The following is a 12,902-nucleotide window of genomic DNA, read 5'->3' as shown; positions in this document are numbered from 1 at the left end:
GACTAAGCCCGCGAGCTATCCATTCACATAGCAACGGTGAAAGCGGTATCCGAGGCTGGTCAGGATCTCGTAGCCAATGGTGCCGGCATGGCCAGCCGCCTGGTCCACCGTCTGCGACGGCCCGATCAGTTCGACGAGATCGCCTGCCTTCAGCCTGTCTGGCGGCAGCGCCGAAATGTCGAGAACGATCGAGTCCATCGACACACGTCCGAGGAAGGGCAACCGCACGTTTTCGAACCAGGCGGCCGAGGCAGCGCGTCGATGCCAGCCATCGGCATAGCCAAGCGAGATCGTTGCAGCGACCAGCGGATCGGTCACGTGAAAAACATGGCCATAGCCGACACCGGCTCCCGTATCGAGGTTGCGCGTCTGGATGACCTTTGCTTGAAGCCGTACCACCGGCAGCATCGGGTTGGGTTCGGCCGGCGTTGGATTGATGCCGTAGAGCGCCGCACCGGGACGGGCGAGGTTGTAATGAAAGGGTTTCCCAAGAAAGATGCCGGAAGAATTGGCAAGCGTGGCCGGCGCCTTTGGCAGCATCTTGCGCAGCCGGTCGAATTCCAGCCGCTGCTGCTCGTTGGCCGGATGCTCGGGCTCGTCGGCGCGAGCCAGATGGCTCATCACCAAGGTGACGTCGATACCGTCGAACGCCCGCGGATCGACAGTGACGGCTTCCACCTCCGCCGCCGCCATGCCGAGCCGCGACATGCCGCTGTCGACCTGGATTGCAGCCTTGAGCTTGCGGCCGACCCGCTGCGCGGCTGCGCGCCAGGCGGCGAGTTGGCCGACGCTGTTGATGACCGCGCCCACCTGCGCTTCGACGGCTTCGCCTTCGGCGCCCGGATGAAAACCGTTCAGCACATAGATAGCCGGCAGTGAGCCGAGCGCCTGGCGCAGCAAGATGCCCTCGGCCAGATGCGCGACGAAAAAGATAGCGCAGCCCTCGGCCGCCAGCGCCGCCGCCACCTGGGCCCCGCCGAGCCCATAGCCGTCGGCCTTGACGACACCCGCGCAGTTGACGCCGCCCAGCCGCGCCTTGAGCCGCCGGTAATTTTCACGGATGGCGCCGAGATCGACGGTCAATATGGCGCCGGCCGCCGCTTCGCTGATCGGCGCGACTTTGACGGCGACCCTTTCAGATTTTTTGGAGGCGTCGTTCATGCCAACCCCGTCTGCAGCGGATTGGCCATCAATAAGGCCACCACACCCAGGCGGCAACTGTCGCGGCCACCTTAACGTATGTTGAGATTCAGGTCAGGCCGCGCCGAGAATGGAGATTCCGAGAACCGGAGCGGAGCGTACTTAAAGTAGGTGAGCACCGGAAGCGCGGGAAACCGCCGTTCGTTAGGCCCGCATCCATCTGAATATCGACATGCCTTAAGCAACCAGATGCCGGAAAGCCGTCACCACCTCTTCATAGACCCGACGTTTGAACGGCACGATCAGATCGGGCAGTTCCCGCATTGGCCGCCACGCCCATTTGTCGAACTCGGCGGTGTGGCCACCTGGCGGCGGATTGATCTCGATCTCGCTCGTGTCGCCGTGAAAGCGGAAGGCAAACCATTTTTGCGTCTGGCCGCGATACCTGCCCTTGAAGGCGACGCCAACCAGGTCGGCCGGCAGGTCGTAATTGATCCAGTGCGGCGCTTCAGCCAAAAGCGAGACCGAGCGCATGCCGGTCTCTTCGTACAGCTCCCGCTGCGCCGCCCGCAGCGGCTCCTCGCCCTTGTCGATGCCGCCCTGCGGCATCTGCCAAAGCTGGGTCGCACCGGCGAATTCGCTGTCCGGCTCGGCAATGCGATGCCCGACCCAAACCAGCCCGTCTGCGTTGAGGATCATCAGCCCGACACAGGGGCGGTAAGGCAGCGTTTCGGGATCGACCGGCTTTTTCTTCGCCATGCTCAACCTTTTTCCGGATCCGTCGCCACCGCCGAGATCGGCACGATCTCGACACCGCGCTTCTTGGCCTCGATCACCCAGGACGACACGGTGTCGACCGTCAGGTCGAAGGCCGAGCCAATGCCGACAGCAAAGCCCTTCGCCCGCGCGGTAGCCTCCAACTCGTCCAGCTTCTTCAATATCGCGCCGCGGTCCCGTACGGCGTCGATCGACGTGTCGCCGGCAACGAAGGGCACGCCATCCTTGAGCGCCAGGTCGGACGCGAGGCTGCGCGCCGACGAACCGTCGTCGACATAGGCCAGGCCACGCCTGCCGAGCTCGGCCATCAGCGGCCCCATCGCCGCCGCGTCCGCCGAAAAACGTGCGCCCATATAGTTCATGATGCCGGTGTAATTGGTCGTCCGCGATAGCGCCCAGCGCAAATTCTTCAAATTCTCGTCCGGCGTCGCCGCGACCGTCAATGTGTTGCGGCCGGGATTGACGTTCGGATAGTCGAACGGTTCGAGCGGCACCTGCATGACGATCTCATGGCCTTCCTGCCGCGCCGCCTGCATCCAGCGGCCGATGCTGTTGCCCTGCGACGCGAAGCCCAGCGTCACTTCGGCGGGCAGTTTGGCGATGGCCGCCTGCGTGCCGGTCTGCGACACGGCAAGCCCGCCGATGACGATCGCCACGCGCGCGCCGCGCGCGCCGGACCACGGCCGCGCATAGACATCGAACGGCCGTCGGCCGTCGGCGGCGCGAACCGGCAGCGGACCGGTCTCGCTGGCCTCGACCAGCGCCCTGTCGGGAATGTGCGCGACCCTCAGGTTCTGGCCGATCGTCGAAGGGTCGTGGATGACGATGGCCGCCCTGGGCTGACCACCGCTCTCTTCGGTCGGCATATGGATGATCTGCGGTCCACTTGTCTTGGGCACCGCTTCGGCCTTAGGAATAGGCGCTGGCTCAGTGGTCGGCGCTGCTGCGGATTCGGCCACCGCCGTCGCCTTCGGAGTCGAAACCGCGGCTTCTTGCGGTTTTCGAAACGGCCTTTCGCGTAGCGCGATCGCGCCGGAGACACCGATCACGGCCAGCACCAGGAGAATGGCCGCGACCGCGCCGGCGCTGAATCCACGGGCCGCGCGGGGCGGCCGGACGGCCTGTCCGAGCGGGCGTTCGATGTCCTTGCCGATATCAGCCAAGCCGCATCCCCGGGCGCATCACCGCCGAAAAGTGCGACCACTTTTCGCAAAGATTCATGCGCGATCCAAAACTGTTGGCACGTCCCTGAGGACGCACGGCACCCGGCCGCGGGTCCCCCGAATCAAACTGCCGGAACCTCGCGGCCCCGGCAGCATTGCATCGCTTCGATCAGGCGGCCAGACCTGTTTGCCCAGCAGATCGACCTTACTGGTTCAAGACAGCCCTTACTGGTTCAAGACAGCTTTGTCCGGATTCGGCGGGAACGCTGGATCGGTCTTCTCGCCGCGCAGCAACTGCTCGGCAAAGATGAGCTGCAGGTCGTCCTTCGGCTCCGGCGGCACATAGGCAGCCGAGCCCGAACCGGTATCGCCCTCGTCAGTGCCCTTGATGTGGCCCTTGAGGTCCGACTCACCGCGCGTCAGATCCCTGCCCTGCAGTTCCGGCGGCAACGGCTGGTCGACCTTGATGTCGGGCGTGATGCCCTTGCCCTGGATCGACTTGCCGGAGGGCGTGTAATAGAGCGCCGTCGTCAGGCGCAGCGCACCGTTCTCGCCGAGCGGGACGATGGTCTGCACCGAACCCTTGCCGAAGGACTGCGTGCCGACCACCGTGGCGCGGCGCAGATCCTGCAGCGCGCCGGCAACGATTTCGGACGCACTGGCCGAGCCGCCATTGACGAGCACGACCAACGGCTTGCCGTCGATGTCGTCGCCGGGCCGTGCGTCGAAGCGGGTAACGTCCTTCGGATCGCGGCCGCGGGTCGAGACGATCTCGCCACGGTTGAGGAAGGCGTCGGACACGCTCACCGCCTGGTCGAGCAGCCCGCCCGGATTGAGGCGCAGATCGAGCACGTAGCCCTTGAGCTTGTCGTTCGGCACCTGCTTCTTGATGGTGTCGACTGCGCTCTCGAGGTCGTCAAGTGTCTTTTCGGTGAACGAGGTGATCTTCATGTAGCCGATGTCGTCATCGACCCGGACCTTGACCGCCTTGACCTTGATGATGGCGCGCACCACCGTCAGCTCGATCGGCTTGTCGGCGCCCTCACGCAGGATAGTGAGTTTGATCGGCGTGTTGACCAGCCCGCGCATCTTCTCGACCGCATCGTTGAGGCTCAGGCCGCGAACCTCCTCGCCGTCGATCTTGGCAATATAGTCGCCGGCAAGCACGCCCGCCTTGGCGGCCGGCGTATCGTCGATTGGCGTGATCACCTTGACCAGGTCGTTCTCCATGGTGACCTCGATGCCAAGGCCGCCGAACTCGCCCTTGGTTTGCACGCGCATGTCCTGCGCCTCTTCGGCGTTCATGTAGGAGGAGTGCGGGTCCAGCGAGGTAAGCATGCCGTTGATGGCGTTTTCGACCAGCGACTTGTCGTCGGGCGGCGTTACATATTGCGCCCGCACCCGCTCGAAGATGTCACCGAAGATCGCCAGTTGCTTGTAGGTCTCGGAGCCCGCAGCGTTCGCCGTCGAGCCGGGCGCACCATAGACCAGGCTCATCGCGGATGCGCCCATCAGCGCACCGGCAAACAGAAGCGACAATTTCCGCATCATCTCACGTCCTTCCAGAGAAACGGTCCGCCCACCATGGGGCCGGATCGACGGGTTTTCCATCCTTGCGGAACTCAACATAGAGCTCCGGCGTGGCATTTCCATTCTTCGATGCCGAGGTGCTCGCCACCCGGGCCTCTCCCATCGCGCCGATCGGCTCTCCTGCGAGCACCGACTGACCAGACGCGACGCTGATTCTGCTCATCCCCGCCAGAACGACATGATAGCCGTCACCCGCGTTCAGGATCAAGAGTTGACCATAGGAGCGAAAAGGTCCGGCATAAAGCACATTTCCGTCCGCTGGCGCCGTGACGATGGCTCCCGATTGTGTCGCAACCATGTCGCCGAGCATCACTGCGCCGTTACCGTTGTCGGCCCCGAACCGCCGCTTGATCTTGCCGGTGACCGGCAGCGCGATCTGCCCCTGAAGTGCCGAAAACGGCGCGGCGGCGGTGAGACGGTTGGCTTCCGGCACCGGCAGGGCCGCCAGTTCCGTCTGTGCCGGGGCCTTATCCTGTGCCGGGACCTTGTCGGCGTCCGCGGTCTTCTGCTTTGCCGCCTTCGCCGCGTCGGCTGCCTTGCGGGCCTTGTCGGCCTCGAGCGAGGCGATCAGTTCCTTCAGGCTGCCGGCCTTGGCCGCAAGTGCTGCGGATCGCTGCTTTTCCGCGGCCAGCGCCGCTTCCGTCTCGGCCTCGAGCTGCTGCTTGGCTTCAAGCAACATGCTGAGCCGCTTCTTTTCCGCCGTCTGCTCGCCGACCGCCTCCGTCAGCCGCGCCCGCTCCGCCTCGATCGAGCCTGTCACCCGCGACTGCTCCTTGAGATCCGCCAGCAGTATGCCGGTCTGCTGGCGCAGTTCCGGCACCACGGCGCCGAGCAGGATGGCGCTGCGCACCGATGACAGTGCGTCCTCCGGCTTGACCAGGATGGCCGGCGGCGGATTGAGCCCCATGCGCTGCAGCGCGGCCAGCACCTCTGCCAGAACGTCGCGTCTTGCGGCCAGCGAGGCGCGGATCTTCTGCTCCTCGCCCTTCAGCCCTTCCAGCCTGGCGCCAATATCCTCGATGTCCTGGCCGAGCTTCTGCTCGGTCATCGCCGATTGGATCAGCGCCGCGGTGATCGAGGCATGGTCCTTCTTGACCGTCGCCATATCGGCGGCGAGCTTGGCCAGCCGCTCCGACGACAGCGTGATCTCTTTCGATACCCGTTCGTATTCGGCACGGCTCTGGTCCGGGTCAGGCGCCATGTCGAGCCTGTCCTGCGCCCGCGCAGCACCGAGCGACAGCACGAGCGCCGCCGCTGCCAAGCCGCAGCGTGCGCGCCAAAAACCCGTTTGCGATTTCCAACCTTCAGACATTGAAGCCCGACTCTATGCGTGGCTTCGTTAACGAACAATCAACCATGTTCGAGAGCCCGCCGACCGCAAGCAATTTCGTGACGCATTGAGGCTAAAATCCGGGCGGCTCGCGCCAATCCACCGGTTTCGGTTGGAGCTGCAAAGACTCACGAGCGATGATAGGGATGGCCGGACAGGATCGTGGCCGTCCGGTAAAGCTGCTCGCCCAACATGACACGGGCTAATTGGTGCGGCCATGTCAGCGCGCCGAACGACACCATTAGATCGGCCTGATCGCGCAGCGGCTGGTCGTGACCGTCGGCGCCGCCGATGGCGATGACCAGCGCCTTGCGCCCGCCGTCGCGCCAAAGACCGATGCGGCCGGCGAATTCCTCGGAGGAAAGGTTCTTGCCGCGCTCGTCGAGCAGCATCAGCGCGGTGCCCGGCTGCAAATGCGTCTGCAGTTTCTGGCCTTCCTCGCGCCGGCGCTCGCTGGCGCTCTGGGCGCGACCTTCCGCAGTCTCGGCAATGCCGGCGAATTCGAGCCCGATTGCCGGGCCGCTCTTGGCGAAGCGCTCGAAGTAACGGTCCGCGAGCTGCTTCTCGGGGCCGGTTTTCATTCGGCCCACGGCATGAACGATAATCTTCATCCCTACCTCAAAGAGCCGCTATGCATGTCGCCCAAGAAGCCTGCCCTCGAACCTAACGCCCGGAGAGGTCACGGTTTTGAGACGACGACATGCATCAAAACAATTCGGCTCAGTGAAGGGTCTCTTCCTCGAGGTCCGGCGCCTGCCACATCTTTTCGAGATTGTAAAAGTCGCGGACTTCGGGACGGAAGACGTGGACGATAACATCGCCTGAATCGATCAGGACCCAGTCGGCGCCAGCCAGTCCCTCGACACGCGCCGTGCCGAGTCCGGCATCCTTGAGCGCCTTGAGGAGATGATCGGCGACAGCCGAGACATGACGGTGCGATCGGCCGGACGCGATGACCATATAGTCACCGAGGCTCGATTTTCCCTGAATGTCGATTGAGACGATGTTTTCGGCCTTGGAGTCTTCCAGACTGGCAAGGACTGTCTTGATGGCGCGGGACACGGCGTCATTTACGCTGATCCCGGCCGGCGAAGGCACGATATCGGCCTTCTTCCGCAGTGCTGTTCTCAGTGTATTTCCTTTCGCAGCAAGAACAACCAAATCACCCTTTAAAGCAGGCGACACCCTTAGATAGGCAGAGTTGCGTTGCAGTTTCAAGACGGCAGCCCTTGCTATCGCCGAATGACCGGCCGATCACCCGGTTCCGCCGCCCGAGAAAAATCGGAACTCTTCGCACTTCGCATGGTTATCGGCTCAGAACCCCATCGGAACTCCCCCATGCCCAGCGACCCTCAAAACGCTCTTCTCACCGTGCAGTCCGGCCTTGCGCAGCTCAGTTCCCTGATCGTCTCCTACTTGTTCTCGGCCGTCGGTGCCGTCATCCTGCTGGTCGTCGGCTACGTCGTCGCCGGGCTCGCCCAGCGCTCGATCTTTGCCGGCCTTGGCCATATCCATGGCTTCGACGTGACGCTGCGCCACTTCTTCTCGAGGATCGCCCGCTACGCCATCCTGATCCTCGTCGTCATCATGGTGCTCGGCCAGTTCGGCGTGCAGACGGCCTCGATCATCGCCGCCATCGGCGCCATCGGCCTGGCCATCGGTCTTGCATTGCAGGGTACGCTGCAGAACATCGCCGCCGGCATCATGCTCTTGGCGCTGCGGCCATTTCGCATCGGCGAACATGTCGAGGTCGGCGCCATCGCCGGGACCATCGAGGAAGTCGGGCTGTTCGCCACCACGCTGAGAACGGTTGACGGCGTCTACATCCTCGCCCCCAACTCGACACTGTGGAACCAGCCTGTCCGCAACTTCACGCGCAATGGTGCCCGCCGCGGCGACATCACGCTGACCATCGGCTCGTGGAACGATATCGATCTCGCGCAAAAGACCATGCTTGGCGTCGCCGCCAGCGAGCGGCGCGTCAGGCGGGAGCCGGCGCCGATTGCATTCGTGGCGACCGTCGGCGACAGCAACGTCGCCATCACATTGCGCTACTGGACCTCGGCTGCGGATTTCTTCGCCACCCAGATCGATCTCACCAAACGCGCCAAGCAGGCTTTCGACAGCGAAGGCATTTCGATTCCCGCGCCGCCGCCGGAGGCGCCACGGCCGGAAGCTGGCACCAGACAGTGAGATGATCAATCCCCAGCGTAGGTCTATTTGTCCGCGCGACGCTGCTCTTCCGACGGAAAGGCAAGATCGACCGGCAGCGGCGCCTGCGCCGTCATCGGCGCGAAATTGCCGGTCTCGGCGGCAGGAACAGGCGACATCGCCACCACACGCCACAGCACGAACAGGCAAAAAAGGGTGGCAATGACGATGGCCACATAGATGAAGGCCTGCGTTCCATAGACAGCGGAAAGCCCGGTCACGATGCCGGGAACGATGAAGCCGGACAACGACCACGCAAACAGAAGCGAACTGGACAACGCCACCATATCATCCTTGCCGGAGCGGTCGGCCGCATGTGCGCTGGCGAGCGAATAGATCGATTCCGACGCGCCGTCCCAGACCACATAGATGACGACCAGCGCCGCCAGCGCACCACCGTCGAAGCCGAGGGCGAACAGGCCCGCCACCAGGGCAAGCGCCGAAGCAGCGACCAGCACGAAGCGCCGGTCGGTGCGGTCGGAAATCCAGCCGAGCGGGATCTGCAGGATCAATGTGCCGACCGGCATCGCCGACAGCAGCAGCGCCACATCCGCCTGGCTGTAGCCCTTGGCCGTGGCATGGATCGGCGCGAAACCCGAAATCGTCATCGACAGGCCGCCAACGGCAACCATGCCGGCGACGCCCACCGGCGAAATCCGCCAGGCCCGGCCAAGTGCGACCGACGCCGCCTGCGGTGGCGGCGGCTGGGCGAGCCGCGTCAGTCCCACGGGCAGGATCGACAGCGCGGTGAAGGCGATGCCGATCAGCGGCGCGTCCGCGGCCCTTATATCGATCAGCGCCAGTGTGGAGTAGCCGACGCCCAGCCCGGCGACATAGGCGACGTAGAAGAAGGCCATGACCCTGCCGCGTATGGCGTTGGCGACGACATCGTTCAGCCAGCTTTGCGCGACGATGAACAGGCCGCATATGGCAAAGCCATAGAGTGCGCGTGCCGCGATCCACGACAGCGGGTGCGGCCCGGCCCCGACGGCGGCGTTCGACAGCACGATCAGCGCCGACAGCACCATGAACGCGCGAGCATGCCCCACTCTGCGCACCAACGGCCCGGTCAGGATGCAGCCTGCCAGGCCGCCGGCCGAAAGGCCTGTGACGATCAGCCCGGCCCAGGTCGGATCGAAACCCTCGGCGCCGAGCCGGACCGGAATGTAGGCGAACATCAGTCCGTTGCCGACGGCGACCAGCGCCATCGACAGCACGACGCTGGCGATCGCGATCGCCGGCGTCGGGCTGCGCTGCTCCGGGTCGCGTCTTGTCTGGTTTCGCTCGAGAATCGTCATGATCGCACAGGATCGCCCACGGATCGGAGAAAGGCCGCCGCAAATGCGACATGGCCGGGTAAGCCTTCTCTCCTTGCGGAGACGGCAAGTCCGTGCAGGCTCAGCCCTTCGCCATCTCGCGGATCGCGCTCGACGACAGCGACGAGCGCGGACCGTGGATGAAGGTCCAGGCCGGCGCTTTCATGCGGGCGAGCCGTGGCGCGTCGCCCTCGTCGACGCGCGCGTAGTCGAAGGTCTTGGCAACGACCGACGACAGGAACGACAGCGTAGCACCCGGGCGATCGATCACTGCGATCGGGAACGTCATCACGATCTGGCGCCAGCGCTGCCAGCGGTGGAAATCGCGCAAGGAATCGGCGCCCATGATCCAGACGAAGTCGACACCAGGATTGCGCGCCTTGACCAGAGCCAGCGTGTCGGCGGTGAAGCGGACATGATGGGCCGCCTCGAAGGCGGTGACCTTGACCTTCGGGTTCCTGGCGATCCGCTCGGACAGGCGCAGCCGCTCGGCCAGCGGCCCCAGCTCCCGCGCGCTCTTGAGCGGATTGCCCGGTGTCACCATCCACCACAACTGATCGAGCGCCAGGCGTCTGAGCGCAATCTCCGCGACCAGCGAATGACCGGCATGGGCGGGATTGAACGAGCCGCCGAACAGGCCGACGGCCAGGCCTTTTCCGGCATGCGGCATCTTGAGATAGCGGGAGGGAACGGCGGACTCGGAAGGGGACAGCATCGCGCTAGGCACCCCCCTCTGTCCTGCCGGACATCTCCCCCGCATGGGGTGAGATCGGATGTCGCATAGACCTTTGCCAATCGCCGGCGTCGCAATAAGGGCGCCAAGGGAGAAGCAGCCAATCTCCCCCCTTGCGGGGGAGATGTCCGGCAGGACAGAGGGGGGTGGCTGGGCGCAAAACTTCAGGTTCTTTGAGCAAATAGCGTCAAGGCCTCACCTGTCCCGTCCCGCGCACGCGGTACTTGAACGAGGTCAGTTGCTCGACGCCGACCGGGCCGCGTGCATGCATTTTGCCGGTGGCGATGCCGATCTCGGCGCCCATCCCGAATTCGCCGCCATCGGCGAATTGGGTCGAGGCATTGTGCAGAAGGATCGCCGAATCGATCTCGTTGAAGAACCGTTCGACGGCATTCGCATCCTCGGCAACGATCGCCTCGGTGTGATGCGAGGAAAAATTCTCGATATGCTCGATCGCATCGGCAACGCCATCGACGAGCTTCACCGCGATGATGGCATCTAGATATTCCCTCACCCAGTCGGCATCGGTCGCAGGCTTGGCGTCGGCAAAAACCTTCAGCACCTCGGTATCGGCGTGGATTGCGCACCCTGCCGCGCGCAACGCCTCGAGGATCGGCACGAGATGGGTGGAGGCAATAGCGCGGTCGACCAGCAGCGTCTCGGCCGCGCCACAGACTCCGGTGCGCCGCATCTTGGCGTTGACCGCAATACTGACCGCCATATCGAGCTTGGCCGAGCGGTCGATGTAGAGATGGCAGATGCCCTCGAGATGAGCGAAGACCGGCACCCGCGCCTCGTTCTGGACGCGCTCGACCAGGTTCTTGCCGCCGCGCGGAATGATCACGTCGATATTGCCGGAAAGCCCTTTCAGCATCTCGCCGACGGCGGCGCGGTCGGTGGTCGGCACCAACTGGACAGCCTCCTCAGGCAGCTTGGCCGCCTTCAGCCCCTCGACCAGGCAAGCATGGATCGCGGCCGACGAATTGAGCGAATCCGAGCCGCCGCGCAGGATCACCGGATTGCCGGCCTTGAGGCAGAGTGCCCCTGCATCGGCCGTCACGTTCGGCCGGCTCTCATAGATAACGCCGACGACACCGAGCGGCGTGCGCACCCGCTCGATATGCAGCCCGTTCGGCCGGTCCCATGCGGCAATCACGTCGCCGACCGGATCGCGCAATTCGGCGATCTCTTTGATGCCATCGGCCATGGCCCGGATACGAGCGGGATCGAGCTTCAGCCGATCCATAAGCGCCGCCGACAGGCCTGACTCCTCGCCATTCCTGGTGTCGATGGCATTGGCATCGAGAATGTCCCGTTCCCGGGCGACAATTGCCTCCGCCATGGCGACAAGCGCCGCGTTCTTGGCGGCGGTCGTGGCGATGGCCAGCGGTCGGGCGGCGGCCCGCGCGCGGCGGCCGATATCGGCCATCGTTGCTGCGGTGTCGCCCCGGGATTTTTCATGCAGCTTCAGCATGGCTCATCCTCCGCTCGTTACTTGGTCACCCGTCCGTACTTGGTCACCGGCATGGCTCACCACAAGGTCGTCGCGGTGGATCATTGCCGATCGCGCTTCGTAGCCAAGCACCGATTCGATCTCGGTAGTCTTCAAGCCAGCGATCCTTACGGCATCGGCGGCATCATAGGCAACCAGTCCGCGCGCGACCTCGCGCCCCTCGGGCGACAGGATCGCCACCGTGTCGCCGCGCGAGAAATTGCCGCTGACCAGCTTGACGCCGGCCGGCAGCAGCGACTTGCCCGACAGCAGCGCAGTGATGGCGCCGGCGTCGACGGTCAGCCGGCCGGCTGGTTCGAGCTGCCCGGCAATCCACGTCTTGTAGCCTTTGACCGGATTGGCGCTCGGCCGGAAGAACGTCGCCCGCTCGCCACGCTCGATCGCCATCAGCGGCGACAGCCGCGTGCCGGCGGTTATGATCATGGCGGTGCCGGCGGCGGTGGCGATCTTGCCGGCGTCGAGCTTGGTGCGCATGCCGCCGCGTGAAAGCTCCGAAGCGGCCGCGCCCGCCATCGCCTCGATGTCGGGGGTGATGCGATCGACGACCGGAATGAACCGCGCTTGCCGGTCGCGCGCCGGAGGCGCCGTGTAGAGCCCGTCAATGTCGGAGAGCAGCACCAGCAAGTCAGCGCCCATCATGGTGGCGACGCGTGCCGCCAGCCGGTCGTTGTCGCCATAGCGGATTTCGGAGGTCGCCACCGTGTCGTTCTCGTTGATGACCGGCACCGCCTTCATCTTCAGCAGCGTCGAGATCGTCGCACGTGCATTGAGATAGCGGCGGCGCTCCTCGGTGTCGCCGAGCGTCAACAGGATCTGGCCCGATTTCAAGCCGCCCTTGCCGAGCGCATCCGACCAGGCGCCGGCCAGCGCGATCTGCCCGACGGCGGCCGCCGCCTGGCTGTCCTCGAGCTTCAGCGCCCGTTTGCCAAGGCCGAGAATGGTGCGACCGAGTGCAATGGCGCCGGAAGACACGACAAGGATTTCGGCGCCGCCGTCGGCCAGCACGACGATGTCGTCGGCAAGCGAGGCCAGCCAGTCGCGCTTCAGGCCCGTCGTGCGGTCGACAAGCAGCGCCGAGCCGATCTTGACGGTGATGCGCCGGTATTTTCTCAGCGACTGCGCGGTCATC

Annotated in this window: 12 protein-coding genes; 1 reads left to right on the top strand and 11 read right to left on the bottom strand. The window is 64.7% G+C overall.

Features of this window, described 5'->3' with window-relative positions; translation table 11 throughout:
* Window positions 1–15 precede the first annotated feature (15 nt).
* From alr to rsfS, 7 genes are all read right to left on the bottom strand, one after another.
* Window positions 16–1,161, bottom strand: coding sequence for an alanine racemase (alr, locus tag AC0NID_RS07905; RefSeq protein ID WP_473452431.1), 1,146 nt, complete (start codon window positions 1,159–1,161; stop codon window positions 16–18).
* Between the two features lie 216 nt (window positions 1,162–1,377).
* On the bottom strand, window positions 1,378–1,899 hold the full coding sequence (locus AC0NID_RS07900) for an RNA pyrophosphohydrolase (RefSeq protein WP_473452429.1): 522 nt from the start codon (window positions 1,897–1,899) through the stop codon (window positions 1,378–1,380).
* 2 nt (window positions 1,900–1,901) lie between these two features.
* Window positions 1,902–3,080 (bottom strand): divergent polysaccharide deacetylase family protein, encoded by a 1,179-nt coding sequence (locus tag AC0NID_RS07895; protein WP_473452427.1) that lies wholly within the window; start codon window positions 3,078–3,080, stop codon window positions 1,902–1,904.
* 225 nt (window positions 3,081–3,305) lie between these two features.
* Entirely contained in the window at window positions 3,306–4,631 is a 1,326-nt protein-coding gene (locus AC0NID_RS07890; RefSeq protein ID WP_473452425.1) for a S41 family peptidase, read from the bottom strand.
* 1 nt (window position 4,632) lies between these two features.
* The gene (locus tag AC0NID_RS07885) at window positions 4,633–5,982 is read right to left on the bottom strand and encodes a murein hydrolase activator EnvC family protein (RefSeq protein WP_473452423.1); all 1,350 of its coding nucleotides are present in this window, start codon (window positions 5,980–5,982) and stop codon (window positions 4,633–4,635) included.
* A 146-nt stretch (window positions 5,983–6,128) separates the two neighbouring features.
* Window positions 6,129–6,611, bottom strand: a complete 483-nt coding sequence (gene rlmH, locus AC0NID_RS07880; protein ID WP_473452421.1) for a 23S rRNA (pseudouridine(1915)-N(3))-methyltransferase RlmH — start codon at window positions 6,609–6,611, stop codon at window positions 6,129–6,131.
* A gap of 109 nt (window positions 6,612–6,720) precedes the next feature.
* The gene (rsfS, locus tag AC0NID_RS07875; protein ID WP_292168005.1) at window positions 6,721–7,098 is read right to left on the bottom strand and encodes a ribosome silencing factor; all 378 of its coding nucleotides are present in this window, start codon (window positions 7,096–7,098) and stop codon (window positions 6,721–6,723) included.
* A 240-nt stretch (window positions 7,099–7,338) separates the two neighbouring features.
* Between rsfS and AC0NID_RS07870 the strand changes: the two genes are divergently transcribed.
* Complete coding sequence (locus tag AC0NID_RS07870; RefSeq protein ID WP_473452419.1) at window positions 7,339–8,193, top strand: mechanosensitive ion channel family protein; 855 nt, start codon at window positions 7,339–7,341, stop codon at window positions 8,191–8,193.
* Window positions 8,194–8,216: 23 nt separating this feature from the next.
* Here the strand turns inward: AC0NID_RS07870 and AC0NID_RS07865 are convergent, their stop codons facing one another.
* From AC0NID_RS07865 to proB, 4 genes are all read right to left on the bottom strand, one after another.
* Window positions 8,217–9,509: an MFS transporter gene (locus AC0NID_RS07865; protein WP_473452417.1), complete on the bottom strand. Its 1,293-nt coding sequence runs from the start codon at window positions 9,507–9,509 to the stop codon at window positions 8,217–8,219.
* Window positions 9,510–9,609: 100 nt separating this feature from the next.
* Window positions 9,610–10,242, bottom strand: coding sequence for a nicotinate-nucleotide adenylyltransferase (locus AC0NID_RS07860; RefSeq protein ID WP_473452415.1), 633 nt, complete (start codon window positions 10,240–10,242; stop codon window positions 9,610–9,612).
* 205 nt (window positions 10,243–10,447) lie between these two features.
* On the bottom strand, window positions 10,448–11,734 hold the full coding sequence (locus AC0NID_RS07855; protein ID WP_473452413.1) for a glutamate-5-semialdehyde dehydrogenase: 1,287 nt from the start codon (window positions 11,732–11,734) through the stop codon (window positions 10,448–10,450).
* Between the two features lie 3 nt (window positions 11,735–11,737).
* On the bottom strand, window positions 11,738–12,901 hold the full coding sequence (proB, locus tag AC0NID_RS07850; RefSeq protein WP_473452411.1) for a glutamate 5-kinase: 1,164 nt from the start codon (window positions 12,899–12,901) through the stop codon (window positions 11,738–11,740).
* Window position 12,902 lies beyond the last annotated feature (1 nt).

The sequence above is a fragment of the Mesorhizobium sp. WSM4821 genome (genome assembly GCF_055901555.1).
Note: the sequence above shows the minus strand (reverse complement) of the source record. Positions and strands in the feature narration are given on the sequence as shown.